Source organism: Streptomyces alanosinicus (assembly GCF_014650595.1).
Classification (GTDB): domain Bacteria; phylum Actinomycetota; class Actinomycetes; order Streptomycetales; family Streptomycetaceae; genus Streptomyces; species Streptomyces alanosinicus.
Genome location: NZ_BMVG01000001.1, coordinates 642,792 through 664,735, shown reverse-complemented (window position 1 = coordinate 664,735; position 21,944 = coordinate 642,792). Strand labels below are relative to the sequence as shown.

At 68.3% G+C, this 21,944-nt stretch carries 23 protein-coding genes and 1 pseudogene; 21 read left to right on the top strand and 3 right to left on the bottom strand.

The genetic code is table 11. The features are described 5' to 3' along the window. Window positions 1–520 precede the first annotated feature (520 nt). The 10 genes from casA (at window position 521) to IE277_RS03000 (ending at window position 14,107) form a co-directional block, all read left to right on the top strand. A complete protein-coding gene (gene casA, locus IE277_RS03045) occupies window positions 521–5,341 on the top strand; it encodes a type I-E CRISPR-associated protein Cse1/CasA (protein WP_189948214.1) in 4,821 nt (1,606 codons plus the stop codon). Next, the gene (gene casB / locus IE277_RS03040; RefSeq protein WP_189948212.1) at window positions 5,338–6,150 is read left to right on the top strand and encodes a type I-E CRISPR-associated protein Cse2/CasB; all 813 of its coding nucleotides are present in this window, start codon (window positions 5,338–5,340) and stop codon (window positions 6,148–6,150) included. Before casA ends, casB begins: the two co-directional genes overlap by 4 nt. Before the next feature lie 131 nt (window positions 6,151–6,281). Further along, window positions 6,282–7,487, top strand: coding sequence for a type I-E CRISPR-associated protein Cas7/Cse4/CasC (gene cas7e, locus IE277_RS03035; RefSeq protein WP_189948210.1), 1,206 nt, complete (start codon window positions 6,282–6,284; stop codon window positions 7,485–7,487). Next, window positions 7,484–8,269, top strand: coding sequence for a type I-E CRISPR-associated protein Cas5/CasD (cas5e, locus tag IE277_RS03030; RefSeq protein WP_189948208.1), 786 nt, complete (start codon window positions 7,484–7,486; stop codon window positions 8,267–8,269). The genes cas7e and cas5e overlap by 4 nt, the downstream gene beginning before the upstream one ends. Continuing rightward, window positions 8,269–8,994, top strand: coding sequence for a type I-E CRISPR-associated protein Cas6/Cse3/CasE (gene cas6e / locus IE277_RS03025; RefSeq protein ID WP_189948206.1), 726 nt, complete (start codon window positions 8,269–8,271; stop codon window positions 8,992–8,994). Before cas5e ends, cas6e begins: the two co-directional genes overlap by 1 nt. Further along, window positions 8,991–9,965 carry a type I-E CRISPR-associated endonuclease Cas1e gene (gene cas1e / locus IE277_RS03020; RefSeq protein ID WP_189948204.1) on the top strand — a complete coding sequence of 325 codons (975 nt, stop codon included), beginning with the start codon at window positions 8,991–8,993 and terminating at the stop codon, window positions 9,963–9,965. Before cas6e ends, cas1e begins: the two co-directional genes overlap by 4 nt. Next, complete coding sequence (gene cas2e, locus IE277_RS03015) at window positions 9,962–10,327, top strand: type I-E CRISPR-associated endoribonuclease Cas2e (protein WP_189948202.1); 366 nt, start codon at window positions 9,962–9,964, stop codon at window positions 10,325–10,327. The genes cas1e and cas2e overlap by 4 nt, the downstream gene beginning before the upstream one ends. Window positions 10,328–10,874: 547 nt before the next feature. Further along, entirely contained in the window at window positions 10,875–11,144 is a 270-nt protein-coding gene (locus tag IE277_RS03010) for a hypothetical protein (RefSeq protein WP_189948201.1), read from the top strand. Then, complete coding sequence (locus IE277_RS03005) at window positions 11,137–11,748, top strand: DUF6879 family protein (RefSeq protein ID WP_189948199.1); 612 nt, start codon at window positions 11,137–11,139, stop codon at window positions 11,746–11,748. The genes IE277_RS03010 and IE277_RS03005 overlap by 8 nt, the downstream gene beginning before the upstream one ends. After that, window positions 11,741–14,107, top strand: coding sequence for an ATP-binding protein (locus IE277_RS03000; protein WP_229880535.1), 2,367 nt, complete (start codon window positions 11,741–11,743; stop codon window positions 14,105–14,107). Before IE277_RS03005 ends, IE277_RS03000 begins: the two co-directional genes overlap by 8 nt. Before the next feature lie 5 nt (window positions 14,108–14,112). On the opposite strand, the gene IE277_RS02995 is transcribed toward IE277_RS03000, so the two are convergent. Continuing rightward, window positions 14,113–14,727, bottom strand: coding sequence for a methionyl-tRNA formyltransferase (locus IE277_RS02995; protein WP_229880738.1), 615 nt, complete (start codon window positions 14,725–14,727; stop codon window positions 14,113–14,115). 256 nt (window positions 14,728–14,983) lie between these two features. Here IE277_RS02995 and IE277_RS02990 point away from each other — a divergent pair, with 256 nt between their 5' ends. Beyond that, entirely contained in the window at window positions 14,984–15,358 is a 375-nt protein-coding gene (locus tag IE277_RS02990) for a hypothetical protein (protein WP_189948197.1), read from the top strand. A 569-nt stretch (window positions 15,359–15,927) separates the two neighbouring features. Here IE277_RS02990 and IE277_RS02985 read toward each other — a convergent pair. Continuing rightward, window positions 15,928–16,695, bottom strand: coding sequence for a DNA-formamidopyrimidine glycosylase family protein (locus IE277_RS02985; protein WP_189949177.1), 768 nt, complete (start codon window positions 16,693–16,695; stop codon window positions 15,928–15,930). 81 nt (window positions 16,696–16,776) lie between these two features. Next, on the bottom strand, window positions 16,777–17,505 hold the full coding sequence (locus IE277_RS02980) for a UdgX family uracil-DNA binding protein (protein WP_189948195.1): 729 nt from the start codon (window positions 17,503–17,505) through the stop codon (window positions 16,777–16,779). 128 nt (window positions 17,506–17,633) lie between these two features. On the opposite strand from IE277_RS02980, the gene IE277_RS02975 reads away from it, so the two are divergent. The 10 genes and pseudogenes from IE277_RS02975 (at window position 17,634) to IE277_RS02930 (ending at window position 21,934) form a co-directional block, all read left to right on the top strand. Further along, a complete protein-coding gene (locus IE277_RS02975) occupies window positions 17,634–17,816 on the top strand; it encodes a hypothetical protein (RefSeq protein WP_189948193.1) in 183 nt (60 codons plus the stop codon). A 377-nt stretch (window positions 17,817–18,193) separates the two neighbouring features. Continuing rightward, window positions 18,194–18,604 (top strand): annotated as a pseudogene (locus IE277_RS02970) (LLM class flavin-dependent oxidoreductase); the annotation flags it as partial. A 73-nt stretch (window positions 18,605–18,677) separates the two neighbouring features. Then, window positions 18,678–19,025 (top strand): enolase C-terminal domain-like protein, encoded by a 348-nt coding sequence (locus IE277_RS48725; RefSeq protein ID WP_373310718.1) that lies wholly within the window; start codon window positions 18,678–18,680, stop codon window positions 19,023–19,025. Between the two features lie 96 nt (window positions 19,026–19,121). Next, a complete protein-coding gene (locus IE277_RS02960; RefSeq protein WP_189948191.1) occupies window positions 19,122–19,277 on the top strand; it encodes a DUF6131 family protein in 156 nt (51 codons plus the stop codon). A gap of 177 nt (window positions 19,278–19,454) precedes the next feature. Beyond that, window positions 19,455–19,949 carry a hypothetical protein gene (locus tag IE277_RS02955; RefSeq protein WP_189949264.1) on the top strand — a complete coding sequence of 165 codons (495 nt, stop codon included), beginning with the start codon at window positions 19,455–19,457 and terminating at the stop codon, window positions 19,947–19,949. Next, window positions 19,946–20,236 (top strand): MrpF/PhaF family protein, encoded by a 291-nt coding sequence (locus IE277_RS02950; protein WP_189948189.1) that lies wholly within the window; start codon window positions 19,946–19,948, stop codon window positions 20,234–20,236. The genes IE277_RS02955 and IE277_RS02950 overlap by 4 nt, the downstream gene beginning before the upstream one ends. A 1-nt stretch (window position 20,237) precedes the next feature. Next, window positions 20,238–20,546, top strand: coding sequence for a cation:proton antiporter (locus tag IE277_RS02945; RefSeq protein WP_189948187.1), 309 nt, complete (start codon window positions 20,238–20,240; stop codon window positions 20,544–20,546). Continuing rightward, the gene (locus tag IE277_RS02940) at window positions 20,543–20,848 is read left to right on the top strand and encodes a Na(+)/H(+) antiporter subunit B (RefSeq protein ID WP_189948185.1); all 306 of its coding nucleotides are present in this window, start codon (window positions 20,543–20,545) and stop codon (window positions 20,846–20,848) included. The genes IE277_RS02945 and IE277_RS02940 overlap by 4 nt, the downstream gene beginning before the upstream one ends. Then, window positions 20,838–21,593, top strand: a complete 756-nt coding sequence (locus IE277_RS02935; protein WP_189948183.1) for an MnhB domain-containing protein — start codon at window positions 20,838–20,840, stop codon at window positions 21,591–21,593. Before IE277_RS02940 ends, IE277_RS02935 begins: the two co-directional genes overlap by 11 nt. After that, window positions 21,590–21,934, top strand: a complete 345-nt coding sequence (locus IE277_RS02930) for a sodium:proton antiporter (protein WP_189948181.1) — start codon at window positions 21,590–21,592, stop codon at window positions 21,932–21,934. Before IE277_RS02935 ends, IE277_RS02930 begins: the two co-directional genes overlap by 4 nt. The last annotated feature ends 10 nt before the right edge of the window (window positions 21,935–21,944 follow it).

Sequence of the window (21,944 nt, the reverse complement as noted above, 5' to 3'; positions counted from 1 at the left end):
CTCTGCGCCGCAAGCGTTAACTCGCCCTCGGATAACGGGACTTAGCCCGCAAGGAGCGTCGGGATCCGCTACGGTCAAGACAAGAAGGGCCGAGTCTGTGCACCCGCGGCAAACGAGACACAGGCTCGGCCTGTCCGAGCAGCTGAAGCAACCCAGAACAGGAGCGACTCTACCTGTGAGTAGCAGCAACGGCATGTTTCAGGAACGAGCGGAGAGTTCGCGGCACCGGCAGAGCCTCTGGTACGGCCTGGTGCTAGCCCTCATCAACACTTGCCCGTCTTCTCCCTCTCCAACTGCACCGTTGGTGTGGGGAGCGGTCGTGGTGATCGTGGTCTTGGTTCTGCGGTCGAATACGTTCAGGCTGCGCCACGTCTGACAGATGCAGAGAGGATGAGCCTGGCGTCGGCTGTGGCTGACGCTGGGCGCTCGGCCTTCTGCGCGCGCGGCTGCGCATCACCCATTCACCTCCTCGGCGTGTCTAGGCAGACAGCTCTGCCGTGCCGCGCAGGAAGGCGGAGTCATGTCACAAGGCGTTCAGGGTCCCGGATCCCGGGATGGTGTTCCGCCATTCGGTCAGTTGTCTGCTGCGGCGAAGTCCGTATGGGCGAAGTCTGACCGGGGAACGGGTGGTTGGCTGCCGCTGTGGCGACACTTGACGGACAGTGCGGCCGTTGCCCGCCGGATGTGGGAACACTGGATACCCTCGTCCGTCAGGGAGTTGGTGGCCGAGGCGCTACCCGGCGGAGATGCTGACGCTCGTCAACTCGTTGAGTTTCTGGCCGGGGTCCATGACGTGGGGAAGGCGAGCCCTGCCTTCGCTTGTCAGGTTGAGCCTTTGGCCGTGGCGATGCGAGACGCGGGGCTTGATATGCCGCTTGCCCGTGAGTACGGCCAGGAGCGGCGGATGGCGCCTCATGGGCTGGCTGGGCAGTTGCTGTTGCAGGAGTGGATGGCTGATCGGTTCGGGCTGCGTGGGCGGGTGTCTGGTCAGTTTGCCGTCGTGGTGGGTGGCCATCATGGGACGTTCCCCGATCACCAGCAGATTCACGACTTGCAGCTTCGTCCGCATCTCATGCGGCACCCGGGGCCGAGTGAGAGCGTGTGGCGCGGGGTTCAGTTCGAGTTGATGGACGGGTGTGCCGCCTCGGCCGGGGTGGCGGAGCGGCTGCGCGAGTGGGCTGAGGTTCGGTTGCCGCAGACCGTTCAGGTGGCGTTGACGGCTTGCGTGATCGTTGCGGACTGGGTGGCCAGTTCACCCGAGCTGTTCCCCTACGACCCCGAGAGTTGGCATCCCGTTGGTCCCGTGGGCGAGCGGCGGCGGCTGGCGGCAGCCTGGGCGGGGTTGGACCTGCCGAGGCCGTGGGCTCCGTTGGAACCCGCGGAAGCAGCCGAGGACTTGTTCAGGCTGCGGTTCGCCCATTTGGACAAGGCGGCCATCCGGCCGGTTCAGGCCGACGCGGTACGGATGGCTCGGGCTATGCCGACGCCGGGGATGCTGGTGATCGAGGCTCCAATGGGCGAGGGGAAGACCGAGGCGGCGTTCGCCGCGGCGGAGGTCCTGGCGGCGCGGTCCGGCGCGGGCGGCGTGCTCGTGGCGTTGCCGACGCGTGCGACGGGGGACGCGATGTTCCCTCGCATGCTGGCGTGGCTGGAGAGGCTTTCGGCTGCCGGACAGGACAGGGAGGGGCGGCCTTCTGTCGTGCTTGCCCATGCGAAAGCTGCGTTGAACGATGTGTGGGCGGGATTGCTGCGGCAGGGGCGGAGGGCGATCGTCGCCGTGGATCCGGACGGGGGCGAGGGGAGCGAAGCGCGGCATGCTCAGCCGGCCGGGTTCCATGCGCATCAGTGGCTGCGGGGGCGTAAGAAGCAGTTGCTGGCTTCGTTCGCGGTGGGGACGATCGACCAGGTGCTGTTCGCTGGGTTGAAGAGTCGGCATCTCGCGCTGCGGCATCTGGCGGTGGCGGGCAAGGTCGTGGTGATCGACGAGGTGCACGCCTATGACGCCTACATGAACCGGTATCTGGACCGTGTGCTGGAGTGGCTGGCGGCGTACCGGGTTCCGGTTGTGCTGTTGTCGGCCACGTTGCCGTCGGAACGCCGGCACGCGCTGGTGGCCGCGTATGCGGGTACCTCGGGCGACAAGGTGGAGACGGATGCTGATGCGTACCCGTTGGTCACCGCTGCGGCTCCTGGTCATCCGGTCCTCACGGCGCGTCCTGCGGCGGCCTCCGGGCGGCGGATTTCGGTACACATGGAGCGGGCGGACGATGATCTGGCCGGACTCGCAGACCGTCTTGAGAGTGAACTGGTAGACGGTGGCTGCGTATTGGTCGTGCGGAACACCGTGAACCGGGTCTTGGAGACGGCGGATGTGCTGCGGGCGCGGCTGGGGGACAAGGCGGTCACCGTGGCCCACTCCCGGTTCCTCGCGGCGGACCGCTCGGCCCGGGATGCCGACCTGCTACAGCTGTTTGGGCCGGATGGCCGACGACGCCCTCACCAGCACGTGGTGGTGGCCAGTCAGGTGGTAGAACAGTCACTCGACATAGATTTCGATTTGCTGGTCACCGATCTTGCCCCTGTCGACCTGGTTCTGCAGCGAATGGGCCGGCTGCACCGGCATGTTCGAAACCGGCCATCACGCCTGGCGCAGGCCCGCTGTTTGATCACTGGCGTGGACTGGCAGGCCACCCCGGAGCAACCGGTCAAAGGGACGCGTGCCGTCTACCGCAGTGAGTACACCCTGCTGCGCTCGCTGGCGGTGCTCGGTCCGTATCTGAACGGACGGGAGTTGGAGCTCCCGGGCTGCATCAGTCCTCTGGTGCAGGCTGCCTACGGAGACGAGCCGGTGGGGCCTTCACATTGGGCAGAACGGCTCAACGAGACGTATGTGGCACACCGGCGGTTGCTGGATGAGAAGAGGGAGAAGGCAGAGGCCTTTCTGCTCGATCCGGCCCGGCGCGCTGGTCGGCCGGTGTACGGATGGCTTGAGGCTTCGGCCGGTGACGTGGACGACAGCACTAAGGGGCGGGCTCAAGTGCGTGACAGCCAAGAGACGCTGGAGGTTCTGGTTGTCCAACGGCAGGCCGATGGCCGACTGACGACTGTGCCGTGGCTGGACGACGAAGCGGAAGAAGGCCGGGGCAGCCTGGAACTGCCTGTCGACTTCCCTCCGAGCCGGCGTGCATGCGAGGCGGTGGCGGCGAGCGCGCTCACCCTCCCGAGCCAGTTCAGCCGCACGCCCGAGATGATGGATCGGACCATTGCAGAGCTGGAACAGTTCCTGGTCCCGGCCTGGCAGGCGAAGGAGTGCCCCTGGCTCGCAGGGGAGCTGATCCTCGTTCTCGACTCGGATTGTCAGACCCGTCTGGCAGGCTTCGTCCTCACCTACAGCCGTGCGGACGGTCTGCGGGTGACGTCCCCTGACGCGCCCACGACTGTCTCAAGTTGCGTGCAGCTTAGGGAAGTTGCCGTCATGGATGCGCGTACGGGGGAAGAGGGGAACGAGCGTGAGCACAACGAGTCGTCGGCCGGGTCAGGTGGCCAGGGCGTTAACGGGCAACGCCTTGGACCTGGTGAGGGGGACGGGATGAGCGGTGAGGCGCCGCACCAGTCTGGCGGGCCGCCTTCCTTCAATCTGGCCACAGAGCCGTGGCTGCCGGTGCAGGGTGCGGACGGAACGGTCGGCTTGGTCTCCCTACTGGGCCTGTTCGAGCAGGCGGATTCTCTGCGCCGGCTGGTGGGTGACGTCCCGACACAGGAACTTGCTCTGCTTCGGCTGCTGCTTGCCGTCCTCTACGACGCGTTGGGCGGTCCCGCGGAGGTCGAGGACTGGGAGGATCTGTGGCTGTCGACCAATCCGTTCGCCGCCGTGCCGGAGTATCTGGCACGCCATAGCGATCGCTTCGACCTGTTCGACCCGGAGCGCCCGTTCTATCAAGTCGCTGGCCTTGAAACGGTGAAGAACGAGATCGCCCCGCTCAGCCGGATCGTCGCCGACGTACCCGTGGGCGAGCCCCTCTTCGCCATGCGCCGTCCCGGCGTCGACTCGCTTTCATACGCGGAGGCCGCCCGGTGGCTCGTGCACGCCCACTCTTTCGACACCTCAGGGATCAAGTCCGCGATGGTGGGTGACGAGCGGGGAAAGGCGGGAAAGGTCTATCCCCTTGGCGTGGGGTCCTTGGGCCATCTCGGCGGGGTGTTTGCTGAGGGGGCCACGCTCCGGGAGACGTTGCTGCTCAACCTCATTGCATTGGAAGAGGTCCAGGTCGGCTTCGAGGACGTGGCGGGGGAGGACGTACCGGTCTGGCGGAGAGAGGCTTCCCTGGGGGCAGGGGCCCGCAAGGATGCGTCTGGCGGGGCGCGTCCTGTGGGACTGCGGGACTTGTACACCTGGCAGTCGCGCAGGATCCGCCTGCATGCGGACGGCGGCGGCGCCGTGACTGGTGTAGTCCTGGGCTACGGGGACCCGTTGGTGCTCGCTGCTCCGTGGAAGGCCGAGCCCATGTCCAGCTGGCGTCGCAACGAGACGCAGGAGAAGAAACAGGGCCGTCCCCTCGTCTACACACCGCTGAGGCACGATCCGAGCAGGGTTGCGTGGCGGGGACTGAGCGCGTTGTTGCCGGCCCGGCGGCAGGCCTCGGACGGCGGGAATCGCGGTGAGCCGGACCGCGTCCTTCCGTCCGGTATCGTCCGCTGGTTCACACAGGTGATCGTCGCCAGTGAGATTGACCCCGGCACGCTGGTGCGGCTGCGTCTGGTGGGTGCCGTGTACGGCACTCAGCAGTCTGTAGTGGATGAGATCGTGGACGACTCAGTGGTCCTGCCAGTGATCACTTTGCACGCGGCGAACCCGGTCTTCGGCGCGGTGGCAGTCGACGCCGTCAGCGACGCGGACGGGGCCGTCACGGCGCTCGGTCAGCTCGCCGGAAATCTGGCCCGTGCTGCGGGTACGGAGCCGGCGGCTCACGTCACTGCCGCTCGTGACCTGGGTTTCGGCACGTTGGACGGACCGTATCGGGCGTGGCTGAAGGATCTGCTGGCCTTCGAGGACCTTGAGACGGCACGCCGTGAGTGGCGGGCCACGGTACGCCGTCACATACTGCGGCTAGGCCGACAGTTGCTCGACGCGGCAGGTCCCGCGGCCGACGAGGGCCGGCTGGTCGACATCCCTGGCCTTGGCAGGCGGCTGATGGATACGGGCCGGGCCGAGCACATCTTCCGCAGCAGGCTTCACACCGTGGTCGGCCCGCCGACAGAGCAGAGGGCGAGTACGGCTCCCCTCCCGCGCCAGCCAGGCCCGCGGGCCCTTCCCGCCGAGCGTACGGAGAGCACATCATGAGCACGCCCAAGCAGCTGCCCGGTGCCCGCGGGGATGTCGAAAAGCCTGACCGTTCCCTGGTCCGCGAGGCCGCCCTGCGCACTGTCAACCGGCTGCAGAGGGGATACCGGAGCGACGTTCCCGCCGCGGTGGCAGCCGTAGCGCGCCTGCGGCGCGAGGCTGGACATGAGCCGCATACGTCGCCCGCCAGTTGGGGCCTTGATGATCTGGAAGCACTCACGCAGCTTCGGGAGGAACGAGAGCAAGAAGGTAACGACATTACGCGCTACCTGGTAGCGCAGGCGCAGCGTCAGCACGAACAGCGTGAGGAACGCGAGGACCAAGCGGTTCATCTGGCCGTGACGCTATGGGCACTTCATCAACAGTCGGTGCGCGACGAACCAATGCATGCCCCCGGTTGGTCCCTGGGCCGGGCTGCACGGCGGCTGGCTCAAGAGAACACGGAAACGTCTCCCACGCCCGCTCATCCGGACGACGAGGCTCCGTCCGCCGTAGCACGTGAGAGTGGACAGCGTGCCGTCGTCGAAAGCGTCAGTGCCACCGTTCGCAAGCGTTTCGTGCGGATCGGAACATCGACGGACGTCGACACTCTGGGCCGTCGTCTGCGCGAGATGGTTCTGCTGCTGCGTAATGCGCGCATCCCGCTGGATTACGGGCTGCTCGCCGACCAGCTCTATCGCTGGCAGCCCGAGGCGGGCCAGGCAGAGGTCAGGCGCTCCTGGGGCCGCGACTTCCACCGCACCTACCGCAACACGGTGCTGGACGGCGAAGAGGGTACGCCTCCCTCTCCTGAGCACACCCCGACTTGAGGGCCGATGACGTGGGCGAATAGGGATCTCACAGATCTCACGCACGGATCGCGGGTGTTTTGACCCCTGCCTTCCTCCTGTCCTGTCCCCAGTCCAAGCGACTTCAACGCTACAGAGGAACGGAAATCACAGTGACCCGGACCATTCTCGACATCCACATCCTGCAGGTTGTCCCGCCGAGCAACCTGAATCGCGATGACACGGGAACACCAAAGTCGGCGTACTACGGCGGCGTGCGGCGGGCGCGGGTCTCCAGCCAGGCCTGGAAGCGTGCTACACGCGAGGCATTCAACGAGCTGCTGCCGCCCCAGGAACTCGGCGTCCGCACGAAGAAGATCGTGGAAGCGGTAGCCGGGCGGATCACCGCCAAGAACGAGTCACTGCAGCCGGTAGCCGTTGAGCTGGCCGCCGAGACGGTGAAGGTGGCAACGGGGACCAAGATCGAGGTGCCGAAGCGGAAAGCCAAGGACGGCCAAGAGGCGGCCGACGCGCCCGTGTCCTCGTATCTGATGTTCCTCAGCCGGCGGCAACTGGACGCCCTCGCTGATGTGGCAATCAACGCCAGCGGGCCCGGTGGGGATGTCAAAACACTCCAGGAGACCTTCAAGGACAAGGGGAAGAAGGCTCTGGCCCGGCAGGCTGTGGATTCCCGGCACTCGGTGGACATCGCCCTGTTCGGACGGATGGTTGCCGACTCCGCCGACCTCAATGTCGAGGCGGCCACGCAGGTGGCACACGCCATCAGCGTCCACAAATCGGACATCGAGTCCGACTTCTACACAGCCGTCGACGACCTCAGCAACGACGATGAACCCGGCGCCGGCATGATCGGTACCGTCGACTTCAACTCCGCCACCCTCTACCGCTACGCCGCCGTCGACATCGACGAGTTGCAACGCAACCTCGGCCTGGGACTGCGAGACGACGAAGCACCGGGCACACCCGCGGAAAGGGCGGCCGGTGCGTTCCTGGAAGCCTTCATCACCTCCCTTCCCACAGGGAAGATCAACACCTTCGGCAACCACACCCTGCCCGCTGCGGTGATCGTGAAGCTCCGTGACCGCCGGCCGGTGAGTTTTGTCGGCGCCTTCGAGGAACCCGTCCCGCAGGGCGCCAGCGGCGGATACCTTCGGGCGAGCTGCCACCAACTCGCCGAGCATGTACTGGACTTGGAAAAGCAGTACAGCATCGAAGACCCCGACCTCAGCTGGGTCTTCCGCGTCGGCAACGAGACGGAGGCCCTGGCTCCTCTCGGCCGGCACGTTTCACTGGAGCATCTCATCAGTGAAGTGCGCGCGGCGGTGGCAACGCGTATGGCAGCCGGAGCCGACGCATGACGGTGCTGCTGCTGCGGCTCGCCGGTCCGTTGCAGGCCTGGGGGTCTGCTGCCCGGTTCGCCCGCCGCAGCACCGAGAACGCGCCCACCAAGAGCGGCGTGCTCGGCCTGCTCGCCGCCGCCGAGGGCCGACCCCGGGACGCTGACCTCTCCGACCTAGCCGCACTCAGGTTCGGCGTGCGCATCGACCAGCCCGGCTCCCGCCTGCGGGACTTTCACACCGCCCACCATGCCGACTCCGGCAAAGCCATGCCGCTGTCCGAACGCTTCTACCTCGCCGATGCCGTCTTCGTCGCCGGAGTCGAAGGAGAAACGGCGCTGCTGCAACGCCTGTACGGTGCCGTGCGTGCGCCGCGCTTCCTGCCCTATCTCGGCCGGCGCTCCTGCCCACCCGCACGTCCCCTCGACATGGGTGAGCCGCTGCAGCACGCCCAGCTCGAAAGTGCCCTGCACACCGCGCCGTGGCAGGCATCCGCCTGGTACCGGCGGCGTATCGAACGTGAGGCAGGCCGCGGGCAGGACACGGCCGGCCCTGCGCAGCTGGACGTGCTGATCGACTGTCCGCCGGGCGAGGTCCCTCACCTGTCTCTGCGGGACAGTCCGGTGAGTTTCGACCCCCGGCACCGGCAGTACGCACTGCGCGGCATTGTCACCAGCCACGCTGATGTGCCTGCGCGCCCGCCCACGGGCACACCAGCTCAGCACGACCCGACTGCCGCTCTGCGTGCCCTCGGCTCACCCGCACACGCCAGCACGACGGAGCACCCCCCAAGGACCAGCTGATGTATCTCACCCGCTTCCGTATCAACCCCGCACGTCCCGGCGCGCGTCGCCTGCTCGGTTCACCGCACCTCATGCACGGGGCTGTCAATATGGCCTTCCCCGACCCACCGCCCCGCGACGGGGCGGAGCCGCGGGTGCTGTGGCGGGTGGACCCGGCCGCCGCAGCACGTGCCGATCTGTTCATCGTCAGCCCCAGCCGTCCCGATCTGACCCACCTCGTCGAACAGGCGGGCTGGCCCGGCCTGGAGCAACCGGGCTGGACCACCTTCGCCTACAACGAGTTCCTCGACCGCCTCACCCTGGACAGCAGCTGGGGATTCCGGCTCACGGCCAACCCCGTGCACTACATTCGCAGGCCGCAAGATCCCAAGGACACACCAACGAAGCGCGCGGCGCACGTCACGCCCCGCCACCAGATCGGCTGGCTGCTGCAACGGCAAGAACGCGCCGGCTTCGAAGTGCTGCGGTCCCCTGCTGAACGCCGCCTGACCGAACACGGCCACGAGCACGAAGTGATCGTGCACACCCGTATGCCGCGGCAATTCGGCAAACGCGACACCCAGGCCGCCTCCCGCAACCAGGTCCGCATCACCCAGGTCACCTTCGACGGACGGCTGCGCATCACCGACATCGACGCCTTCCGACGCACCCTCACCCACGGCCTCGGCAAGGCCAAGGCCTACGGCTGCGGCCTGATGACCCTCGCCCCCGTGCAGGCACCATGAGCACGGTCAGTCAGCGCAGTGCCTCTTCACCCCGCGAACTCACCCGGGTCGGCGACCGGATCTCGTTCATCTACCTGGAACGCTGCACGATCCACCGCGACGACAATGCGATCACGGCGACAGACGCGAACGGTGTCGCCCACATCCCTTCAGCGACCATCGGGACGCTTCTCCTGGGCCCAGGCACCCGTGTGACCCATCAGGCCATGTCCGTGCTTGGGGAATGCGGGGCCGGCGTGGTCTGGGTGGGCGAACACGGGGTGCGCTTCTACGCGGGCGGCCGGGCCCTGACCCGTTCCTCCCGACTCGTCGAAGCGCAAGCAACAGCCTGGGCCAACCGCCGTACCCGCCTCGACATCGCTCGCTCCATGTACCGGCTGCGTTTCCCTGAGGACGACCCCTCCACCCGTACCCGGCAGGAACTGCTCAACATGGAGGGCCGCCGGGTCAAGGAGTGCTACCGCCGCGAATCAGCCCGCACCGGTGTCTCCTGGCGCCGACGCGAGTACCACCACGGTGACTTCACCGCTGGCGACACCCCCAACCAGGCCGTCACCGCAGCCGCTCAGTGCATGTACGGCGTGGCGCACGCCGTTGTGGTGGCTCTCGGCTGTGCACCAGGCCTGGGCTTCGTGCACTCCGGACACGAACGCTCCTTCGTCCTGGACATCGCCGACCTCTACAGGACAGACATCGGTATTCCAGCTGCCTTCGACGCAGCCGCTCAGGGCGAAGAAGACATCGCAGCCCGAACTCGTCGCGCCCTGCGAGACCGCATCAACACCACCAACCTGCTCGACCGCTGCGTACGAGACATCAAAAACCTGCTCCTCGCACCCCACGACAGCAAGGCGACCGACGAGACAGAGGACCAGGTGACGCTGCAATCGGACGGTGGTCTGCTTGTCCCAAGCGGACGCAACTACGACCGTCCGACCACTGACCGCGCCCACGAGGAGCCCATCTGGTGACGGTCATCATCCTCGCCAACTGCCCTCCTGGCCTGCGTGGATTCCTCACCCGCTGGCTTCTGGAAATTTCTCCCGGCGTCTTCCTCGGCGCCCCTACCACCCGAGTGCGCGACATCCTCTGGGAGGAAGTCCGCCAGTACCGTGGCAAGGGGCGTGCCCTGCTCGCCTACCAGGCCAACCACGAACAAGGCTTCACCTTCGCCACCCACGAACACGCCTGGCAACCCACCGACCACGAAGGCCTCACCCTCCTGCACCGGCCTTCTCCACAAGCACCTCTTGTGGCTGACACCACTCCTCCCAGCCCACCAGGCCAAGGCTGGAGCAAGGCAGCCAAGAGACGACGCTTCGGAAACCGGTGAAACAACTACGCCGTGACTGTTCACCACCCGCCAACCTACTGGCGGGTGGAATGTCCGTTTCCGTGGAAGCAATCAAAACCCGCGTGCTGGACGCCTAAAAGCCCAGTTCACGGCCTGTGGTCCCCGCGCACGCGGGGGTGGTCCCGGCACGCCGCGCGCCTGAACGAGGCACGATCCGTGGTCCCCGCGCACGCGGGGGTGGTCCCCACCTGATCAAGGTGGCCGACGCGTGCAAGTCGTGGTCCCCGCGCACGCGGGGGTGGTCCCAACGTTGCGAAGCCGGCCGCGCCCTGGGAGCCGTGGTCCCCGCGCACGCCGGGTTGGTCCCCGAAGCCACCTGGGTCAAGCTACGGCCCCCTCCGACGGATGCCTTTGTCGTGGTTCACCCGCCCCGTTCCTGTCATACATCTCGGTGCTGTCCGCGTACGCAGCCTCTCTGGTAGGGCCTGTGGCAGATGGCTGATTCCCGCGAGCGCCTGTGGACGGCCTGTTGTGGTCTCCGTACGCTGGGTAGCTGGTCTGGGCAAAGTTCACAGGGGGGCGACGTATGGGTGGTACGTGGGACGCGGATCCGCAGGCGCGGCTGGCCCGGCGCATCGGCCCCTCGCCGGCCGAGTTGGGTACGACTGGGGGCAGGGACGGTTGTCCGGACATCTGGGAACTCGACAACGGCGACTTCGCGGTCATCGGCCGTGACCTTACGGCGGTCTATTCCGAGGGGCTGCCCGATGATGTGGTGATCGGCGGCGGGGAACGCCTCGTGGTCATCCCACGTGTCACTCTGCTGGCTGCCCAAAGGCACATTCCGGATGCGTGACCTTCTTGGCACCTTGTCCGGCGAGCGGCTGGGGTTGGAGGTCTACCGCGGGGACTTCCGCAGCAGGGATTTCGCTGTTGACGGGTTCGATTCGTGGAAGATGGAACGTCGCCAGGACTTCCGTGAGCCGGGCGATGCGAGCTGGGATGCCTTTGCCCAGGGGGATTGGGAGGAGGCGCTGAGGCTGATCGAGGCCCAGCGTGCCGAGCTGCTCGAACTGTCTCGTCTGGCCGCGCGTCATCGGTGTCGTCTGCTGCGTGTCCGTGTGGTGGAGCAGCCGCTCACGCCGTACTTGCAGTGGGAGCTGCATTTGCTGCGTGTGCGGGCCGAGTGCGGTGAGTTGATCCGCGTCATTGGCCCGCAGCACATCGCCGCATACGAACGCGAGGGTCTCGTCCCGGAGTTGGTCACGTTGAACGACGACACGGTGTACGAGATCCTTTACGACGCGGAGGGTGTCCTGGAAGGGGCCGTGCGGTACCTCGGTGTGAAAACGAGGGATCGCGTCGCGGCACGGATTGAGGAGCTGTACGTGCTGGGTGAGGGCATCGGCACGTTCTTCGACCGTGAAGTGGCTCACCTCAAGCCTCCGACGGGTGCATGAGCCGCGCGAGGAAGTCAACTCCTCGCTCTCCGGCACCGCCCGTGACGTCGTGCAGGCCCGCGACGTGCAGGGCGGGATACACTTCCACGCTCCGGCGACCGACCGCGTGCGGCCTCCGGTGCCGTACCAACTGCCGTTGGCCGGGCTGGGTTTCGTCAACCGACGCGCTGAGCGGGAGGTGCTTGACCGTCTGCTCGATGACGGTCTCGCCTATGCACGGGTGCTGCTGGTAACCGGCACTGCGGGGGTCGGCAAGACGTCTTTGGTGCTGCACTGGGCGCACGCGGTCCGTGACCGGTTCCCGGACGGCCAGTTGTATGCCGACCTGCACGGCTATGACCCGCAGGCCCCGGTCAGGCACGAGTGGGTTCTTGAAAGCTTCCTGCGGGTGCTTGGCGCTCCTGCGGACGCGGTTCATGCTGAAGGTGAGCACATGGCCGCGGCGTTCCGTTCATGGCTTGCCGGCCGCAGGCTGCTGATCGTGCTCGACAACGCCGCTAGCGCGGCCCAGGTCAGGCCGTTGCTGCCGGCGACTCCTGGATGCCTGGTCATCGTGACTAGCAGGCACCGTCTGCCTGGCCTGACGATCCGGGAGGGGGCGCGGCGCCTCACGCTGGATGTGCTTGACCAGGATGGTTCGGTCGCCCTGCTGCGCAGTGTCACCCAGGGCTACCGGGACGGGGACGATCCCGCTCAGGTGGCGGAGCTCGCCTCGCTGTGCGCGCGTCTGCCGTTGGCGCTCAGGATTGCTGCCGAGCGTGCGGCGGGCCGGCCGTTGATGCACCTGGCGGATTTGATCGGCGAGTTGCGTGACGAGTCCGGGCGGTGGGAAGTTCTGTCGGCAGACGGCGACGAGGAATCTGAGGCGGTGCGTCCCGTGTTCTCATGGTCTTATCGGGCGTTGCCCTCAGATGCCGCCCGGCTCTTCCGGTTGCTCGGACTGCACCCCGGGCCGGACTTCAGCGACGCGGCCGCAGCAGCTCTGGCAGGAGTCGACGTCCGTACCGCGCGACGCCTGCTCGATGTTATCGCTGCCGCGCATATGGTCGATCAGACCGTGTCTGATCGTTTCCGCCTGCATGACCTGCTGCGCGCCTATGCCGCCGATCAGGCACGGCTGGAACAGACCCCCCAGGAGCGTCAGGACGCGGTGCGCAGGGTGCTGACCTGGTACCTACACACGGCGGACGCTGTTCAGACCCGCGTCGCGCCGCAGGAGCCTCGCGTGGAGCTGGTACCTGCCGATGGAGGAGTGCCCGCCCTGCGGTTCGCCGACGAGGCGCAGGCGATGCGGTGGTACGAGGCGGAACGCGACAACCTGGTGGCTGCTGTGCGCGCGGCCGCGAGTGGCGGGCTGGACCGGATCGCCTGGCAGTTGGCGGTGGTACTGCGTGCCGTCTACATGACCAACAATCCTTTTCAGGACTGGCTTGCCACCTCGCAGATCGGTTTGGAGGCCGCCCGGCGCGATGGCGACCTGGGCGCCGAAGCCGAGCTGGAGGAGAGCCTCGGTATGGCGTACGCCCAGTCCCAGTGCCTGGCAGCCGCCGCCGAGCATTACGAGTCGGCGCTGACCTTGCGCCGGGATGTTGGCGACACCTTCGGTGAGGCGCTGACGCTCAACGGCCTTGGTCTGCTTGAACTACGGCGCCGCAACCTCGTGCAGGCACGAGCGGCGTTCGAAGGCAGCAGGGAGCTGTTCGCGGCGCTGAACGACGGATTCTGGGAGCCTCGCGTGGCGGTCAATCTTGCGCAGGTGGAACTGGAAATCGGGCACCCTGACACCGCACTTGGTCCATTGCGCCGGGGAATCGAGGTATTCAAGGTCCACGGTGATCGCCACGCCGAGGGCAATGGCCTCCGGCTCCTCGCCGCGGCGGAGCTGGACACCGGAAACGCGGATGCTGCCTTGGCACATGCTGAGCAGGCCGTCGCCATCGCCACGGAGATTTGCAGCGCAGCCGCCGAAGGCTACTGGCTACTGGCCCTGGGTGACGCTCAACGCGCCACCGGGCACACCGCTCAGGCACTGGCTTCCTACCGTCGTGCCATCGCACTCCAAGAACAGTTGGGCGACCGCGCCCGGCAAGCCGCAGCCTGGGACGGCCTCGGGCAGACGTATCTGCAGCTTGGCCGCGATCAGGAAGCCGTCGAAAGCCACCGCCGGGCAGTGGTCACCTACCGCGACCTTGACCAGACATGGGAGATGGCACGAACGCTGGCGCACCTGGCGGAAGCCCTGGACCATGCCGGCACACCGCAGGAGGCCGCTGACGCACGAGCTGACGCATGCGACCTGCTCGCAGCGTTCACCGATCCGCGCGCTGTGCGGCTACGGGAAAGCCTGGCCCAGCGGTGACCACTTCACGACGAGGCCAGCCAGCGATCACGAGCCGGAACCGACACCGATTCGGTGACCCACAGCGGCCCGTCCCCGCACCGCATCCTGACGCCGCTCACCTCGCTGACGCTGGTCCGCAGCACGCTGACCCACTTGCCCCGAACGACCGCCAGCGGCTCGGGCACGGTGAACAGGCCGAAAGGGTAGGCCCGCACCAGGTTGTGGATCTCCCGGGCCGGCCGGTTCCAGTCGATGATCGCGCTGTCGGGACCCATAGAACCCTCGTACGACGCCGGCGACTCGTCCTGCGGCGTCCCCGCGAAACCGTCTTCCGCCAGGGCCAGTGTCTCTGGCACCAGAGTCCGGATCGTTTCCCGGACCTGTGTGAAGATCACGTCGCCTGTCAGATCGTCCGGCAGGGGAATGCCGTCGCGCTGCGTCACGACCGGGCCGCTGTCGGACGCCTCGTCCATCCAGTGATTCGTCACCCCGGTCTCCTCGTCGCCGTGCCGGACGGTCCAGTGCACGGGCATCGGCCCGCGGTGTCGCGGAAGCAGCGACGGATGGACGTTCAACACCCCACGCCGCGGTACGCGCAGCACAGTCGCGGGCAGTCGCCACGGAATCCCGTAGCACACGACAACATCAGGTTCGTATCCGGCGAGGCTGCGCGCGAGACCCTGCGGGCTGCGAGGGACCAGCACCTCATCCGTGGCAGAGCACCACCCTGCGATGCGGCACACACGTACGCGACCGGGGCGTGGCCGGCTGCCTCGCACGCCGCTTGCAAGTCCTCGAAGCCCTCAGCCCGTACGACATCAGCACTACGCGCATCCGTCAGCTGCTTTCCACCGTGACGGGCGAAGCCGAACCGCAAAGGTGCGTGATCACCTCATGGATCCGATGACATCCGTGCTCCTGCCCAGCGCCCAGTCCCTCGTCACGGCGATCCTCACCGACGGCTGGACACACGTACGCGACGTCCTGGCCCGCCGCTGGAGCCGGCAGACCGGCGAAGCGCGAGCCGACGTCGAACGCCGCCTGGACACGGCCCACACCCAGGCCGCAGGCATGGGTGATGACGAGGCTGTCCAGAGAGCGTACTGGGCTGGATACTTGGCTGCCGTTCTTGCAGAGCGCCCGACCCTGCTCGACGTCGTACGCGAGTTGCCCGACATGCCTGACCTACACAACACCAACAGCGGAACCGTCACGAACCTCATCCAGGCTCGCGACGTCCACGGCAACGTCACCTTCGGGGCGCAGTAACGGGAATCCCGGAGGCGTGCGGCGGTGGACTTCGAACCGGACATCAGGACCACAGAGCTTGACCAGTCGGAGACCGTTGAGGTCGCGTGGACGTATTGACCGGACGGCCCCCGCGCAGGCGGGGTTGGTCCCGAGGGCCACATGATCGTCATCGAGCCCGACGGGTGGTCCCCGCGCACGCGGGAGTTGGTACCGGCCACGGTGTGATTCACGAGGTGAATGAGGGGCCCCGCGCCCGCGAGGATGGTCCCAGGCCGATGTGATGTCGGCCTCCTCCGTGCGCAAGCTGCCAGTGGAGCAGGCCGTGGTGGTGCAGGTGGCGGGTGCGTGGTGGTGCGGTTGGTTCAGGCCGAGGCTGGGTCGGGGCGGATAGTGGATGGCGGCGAACGGCGTTTGGCGACAACGCTCGTTACGGAACGTAACCGCAGGCCGGTGGTGTATTTGAGCGCCGCAGGCTGCGAAGCCTCATCGCAGAGCAAGGGCCTTCCGGCGGAGCCGGAGGCGGTCGCGGAGTTATGCCCTGGGGCCTCCAGTTCTGCGGGGCGGGCGGAAACGGTGTGCAACACGCCCTAACGGCCCCCGGACGAGCAGGATGCAGCCGAATGGAAACGGGCGGATATGTCCGTTCCGTCGGCGAAATCGCAGGTGAGGCGCGTCACCAAATTAGGTTTGAGTCCCACCCGCCCCACCACGCACCACTGGTGCAGAAACGATCTGACCTGTGGAAAGGTCATGGTCGCGTTAACGGTGTCGAGTACGCCGTGCATCGCCGTGAACACATGGCGCGTCTCGGCGTCGTCGAGTTCCCGTGCCGGGCGCCGGGGTGCCGCGCGGGCGCGCCAGAGGATCTCGTCGCTGAGCAGGTTGCCGAGCCCGGCAATGAGGGACTGGTCCATGAGCACGCCTTTGACGGCGCCCCGCCGCGCTGCGAGCAGGTCCAGGAAGTCGGCGCGGGGCATCTGGGGGGCATCGGGGCCGAGCCGTTTCAGCGCCCGCCGCAGGGCGCGCTGATGCGGGGTCAGCCGTATGCCCTGGGGTTTGCGCTGGTCGCGGTAGCGCAGCTGCCGATCGTCGTCGAGGGTCAGGACGACCCGGTCTTGGACGGCCGACGGATCGTCGGCGCAGGCGCACACCAGCTCACCGGTGATACCGAAGTGCCAGACGAGGGCCGGGCCGTCCCCGACCGGGACGACCGGCAACTTCCCGTGCCGCGACGGCCGGCCGAGCCGCCGCCCCTCCACCTCCCGTCGCAGGCGCCGCACGCCGACGCCGCGCAGTACATCCGTGTCGTGCACGTCGATCCGCCGGACGCACCGGCCCCGGCCAGTTCCGGTCAGCCCCGGCCACAGCGGTTCAGCACGTCACGGAAGCCTTCGACGTCGGGCGGCTCCGGCATGGTCACCTTCTGCGGCCCTCGGTCACCGACCGGTTCGGTCGCCGTCGGCCAGGAGGCGGGTCACGATGCGCAGATCTTCGACGAGGCCGTCGTAGACCCGCGTGCGGTCGGCGTCGTCGGCGCGCAGCACGGCGGACGGATGGATCGTCGCGACCAGCCCGCTGATCGCCTGCTCGGCTCCGCCCGCCCCGTCGCCGTCTCCGTCGCTCCCGGCGAGGCCGGTCCAGGGCAGCAGGGCGCCGCGTCGCTCGGTCACCCGGAAGCCCGAGCCGAGCAGGGCTTTGCCCGCCGTCCCGCCGAGCGCGACGACCACCTCCGGCGCCACGACCCTCAGTTCGGCCCTCAGCCAGGGCCGGCAGGCGGTCGTCTCGCGGAGTGTCGGGGCCTTGCGGATCCGGCGTTTGCGGCCCTCGGGGAGCGTGAACTTGAAGTGTTTCACCGCGTTGGTGACGTACACCCGCTCCGGATCGATGCCCGCATCCGCGAGGGCACGTCTCAGCACCTTGCCCGCAGGGCCGACGAACGGCCGGCCCTGCCGGTCCTCCTGATCCCCGGGCTGCTCACCGATGAGCAGGACCTGTGCGGTCGTGTCGCCCTCGCCGAACACGGTCTGGGTCGCGTCCTGGTACAGCGGACAACCCCGGCACTGCGCGGCGGCCTTCCGCAGCCCGGGCAGTCCCGCGCGCCGTCCCGGCAGGTACGGCGTCGCGTCGTGATCGCGGCCGGATGCGCCGGCAGTCGTTCCGGCCATGCCTGTCGCCCCTTCTCGGCCTGGTCCTGAGCCCTGCGCGGGCCGTTACGGATTCCGAGTACCCGGGTACTCGCCGGATGGACAACCGACCCGCCGTCTGGGAACGGAACAGAGGAGAGGACATTGCCATGAATGCCCACCGCAACCGCAGGGGCGACACCCAGCCCGGCGAAAAGACGAGAGAGCGGTCCGCGGAGGAACGCGGCATCGTGGCCCCGACCCCGCGGGACGTGCGGGCCAAGGCCGAGGGCGACGAGGCGGAGAACGACGAGAGGTCCGACCCTCCGGCGAGCGACACCCGGTCCCTGTGACCGGCAGCGCGGCCTCGACCACAGCAACTCCGGCGCTGGGGGCGGCGCCGGGTCCGACCAGGGCGGACAGCAGGCAGGCGGCCTGGCTGACGACGATCTCGTCCACGATCTCGTCCACGATCTCGTCACCGATCTCGTCCACCCAAGTCCGCCGTGCGGTGGCGTTGTCGTGCGGATCGTGCTCCGTGCGCGCGTCCAACTCGGCCCGGGCACACAGGTTTCGCGCTTCTTCGGACCATGACATCCCCTATGGCAGGGGCGAGGCACGGGTGTCTTGGCAGTAGTGGACGCTGATCGTCGGACCCGGGGCCGCGCGGACGGCGATCCGGCGGGTACCCGTGCGTCCAGGATCCGACATGTTCCCTCCGGGAGGCGTGATGCCCGGCTTCGGATACTTCCTGTCGTGTGAGGAGCACGGCCCGGCCACGGCCCGGCGGAACTCGTCGAGCAGGCGCGCATGGCCGGGCAGGCCGGCTTCAAGTCGCTGTGGATATCGGACCACCATCACCCGTGGAACGAAAGCCGCCGCGACCAGCGCGGTGCAGCTGGACGGGCGCTTCCGGCTGGGCGTGGGCACCGGCGAGGCGCTCAACGAACACATCCTCGGTACGGTCTGGCCGGAGGCACCGGTACGGCTGGAGATGCTGGAGGAGGCCCTCCGGATCATCCGGCGGCTGTTGACCGGGGAGCAGACCAGCCTCCACGGCAGGCACTACACCGTGGAGAACGCCCGTCTGTACACGGTCCCGGACGAACCGGTGCCGATCGATGTGTCGGCCTTCGGCCCCGGGCCGCCATGGCCCGCCAAGGCTTCAAGGCCAAGGTGCAGGAGTTCCTGCCCGGGGGGCGCCAGTGACCGTGATGTGGCCGGTGGAGCGGGTGGACAGCGAGGTCTACACCGTCATCGACGACCTGCTCGCCGACGTGGTCACCGGCGGTTCCGTCCTCGACGTGCCCCGCGCGAACGAGGCCATGGCCCGCGCCGTCGACTGCCTCCAGGCCGACGTCACCCGGTGCGGCGGCATCACGGTCTGGCTACGCGTCGCCGCCCTGGCCCGGAGCCATGGCCTGCAGATCTCGGGCCACTGCGCCCCGCACGCCCACACCCACGCGCACGCTGCGGCCGCGGTGCCCGATCCGCGTCATCTGGAGTGGAGCCGTCTTCGCCGAGGAGACGTAATCCACGCAGAACGGGAACACGGCAGGTAGCAGATACCGGAAGGAGGCCGGCCCCAGGTCCACCGGCACGCGGTGCAAGCCGCGGACAGCTGAGCAACACACCAGCCGGAGAGAAAGGAGAGCGCCATGATCGCACTCGGCGTCATCCTGCTCATCGTCGGATTCGTCCTGCACATCGGCATCCTGTGGACGATCGGAATCATCCTGCTCCTCATCGGAGCCATCCTGTTCCTCCTCGGCTCCGTCGGACACGCCATAGGCGGCAGACGCCACTACTGGTAGACACACCCGGTTGCACACGGTGTCCTGTGTCTGCCGGCCCTGACGGCGTACACGATGCTCCATCGCGGTGACGCTCGGCCCGAGGGGTCGCCCTCCCCGGCGTGCACGGGGCATGGCGATGGCGGCGCGCGGTACACGTTGCTGGTCCGCGGCGACGCACGTGGGTGAGGAGGGCCGATGCGCACAGCCCTGGCGGCACTCGGCGAGGTAGTGGCCTGGTGGGCGGTGCTGGTCGTCGTCAACGTCCTGTTCATCAGCACCGTCTCGCCCCTCGAACTCGTCGTCGTCGCGGGCGGAGCGCTGATCGCGGCGGTCGCCGCACGGGCCGTGCACACGGCCTCGCACGCCCGGCTGGGCGACACCCGGCGGTGGGCAGCGGCCGCGCTCGCGTGGCCCGGCGCGGTTCTCACCGACCTGGTCGGACTGTGCGGGGTCACCGCGCGTGCCCTCGGCGGCCGTTCCCCGGAAGGGAGCCTGAAGAAGATGACACTGGCCTCCGGAGCGGGTGCCGCGTGGGCCTGTGCGCTGCTGTCGTCCACCCCCGGCGCATACGTCGTCGACGTACTCGAACCACGGGAGACGGGGCGAGCCCCGCAGACAGCCGTCGCCCACTTTCTCACCGATGACCGTACGCGCCTGGAGGATGTGCTCACCGAGGGGATGCGTCGATGAACGTCTGGCTGGTCGCGATCGCGGTCCTGCTGACCCTGGGGATGCCGCCGTGCGTGTGGGCCGCCGGCCGGGGCTCGGCGGTCGAGCGGCTCGCGGGGCTCAGTCTGGCGACCACCGTCGTCACCGCCGTCCTGCTGCTGACGGCCCAGGGATTCGGCCGCAGTTCCTTCGCCGACCTCGGCCTCGTCCTCGCCGTCCTGGGACCCGCCGGAACGCTGGTCTTCGCCCGTTTCCTCGGCGGCCGGTCGATCGAGGCCCCCGACGCCCAGGCCCATGGGAAGCCGTGACATGGCTGTCCGTCATGTGTGTGCACTCGTCCTGCTCGTCGCCGGTACCGGTGTGCTGCTGGTGTCCGCCGCCGGCCTGGTGGCCCTCCCCCGGCCGTACCAGAGACTGCATGCCCTCACCCCCGCCTCCACGGTCGGCGCTCCGCTCGTCGCGCTCGCCCTGGCCGTCGAGTCCGGCCCCGGGCGCGCAGCCGTCAAGCTGGTTCTCGTCGCGGTGATCGTGGCGTTCGGCGGGGCGGTCACGGCGATGGCGATCGGCCGGGCGACGGCCCAGCACGAACACCTGCTGCGAAGGGACTCCCCGCAGTGAGCACCGCCGTCGCCCAGGAGTGTCTGATCGCCGGCGAACTGGTGCTGGTCGCGGCGAGTGCCACAGCCGCGGCGCTGGCCCGCGACCCGGTACGGCAGGCCGTCCTGCTGGCCGTCCTCGGTCTGTGCCTCACCGTCCTGTTCACGTTTCTCCAGGCACCCGACGTGGCACTGTCCCAGTTGGCCGTCGGTACGGCGGTCACCCCGCTGCTCATCCTGCTGACGGTCCGCAAGGTGCGCCGCCCCACGGCTTCGCGCCACGACGGGGTCGAGCGCGGGCAGGAGGGCGGCGATGAGTCGTAGCGCGCGCATCCGGCTGTTCTGGGCCGCGGCCGTCGTCTTCGCCGTGGCGTACACGCTCGCCTGCACCGGGCTGCCGCGCTTCGGGACGGCGGTGCACCCATACGGCACCCGCGCGGTGGCCGCGTTCCTGCGGCAGCGCACCGCTTACGTGGTCTCCTCGGTCAACTTCGACCAGCGCGCCCTGGACACCCTAGGGGAGGAGTCGATCCTGTTCGCCTCGGTGCTCGGGACGCTCGTGCTGCTGCGCCGTGCCCGCGATGAGCGCGTCGGTCCGCCGCGGGCCGGGCGGGTCCTGCCCAGCACCCGGCTGCTGGGCCTGGTGATGGTGCCGGTCACGCTCCTGACCGGCGTGTACATCGTGGCGCACGGCCAGTTGTCGCCGGGCGGCGGCTTCCAGGGTGGTGTCATTCTCGCCACCGGGCTGCACATGGCGTATGTGGCCGCGGACTACCGGGTGCTGAAACGCGTCCGCCCACTGGCCGTGCTCGACCTGGCCGACGCGCTCGGCGCGGGCGCCTTCGTGGCTCTGGGGTTCGCCGGGCTGATCGCCGGCGGGGCCTACCTCCAGAACGTGCTGCCGCTCGGCACCTTCGGGCAGCTCTCCTCCGGCGGCCTGGTGCCGTTGCTGAACGCGGCGGTCGGCGTCGAGGTCGGCTCGGGCATCATCGTCCTGCTCGCCTCCTTCCTCGACCAGGCCGTCGAGGTGAGACCGGCGCGGAACCCGGGCTCGGGAGGCGGCACATGACGATGCTGCCCTTCCTCGCCGCCGGGTGGATCTTCCTCGCCGGTGTGTACGGCATGGTCACCAGCCGCGACATCATCCACGCCGTCGGCTGTCTCACGGTGGCGCAGTCGTCGACGTACGTGCTGCTGCTCACCGTCGGGTACCGGCGCGGCGGCATCGCGCCGTACTTCACCGACACGCCGCTGCGCACCCGCACCGTCGACCCGGTCGTCCAGGCGCTCGCGCTCACCGACGTCGTGGTGGGCGCCACGGTGACGGCGCTGCTGCTCGCGCTCGCCCTGCAGATCCGCAAGCGGCACGGCACGGTCGACCCGGACGCCCTGACCGGGCTGAAGGGCTAGCGGGCCGGGC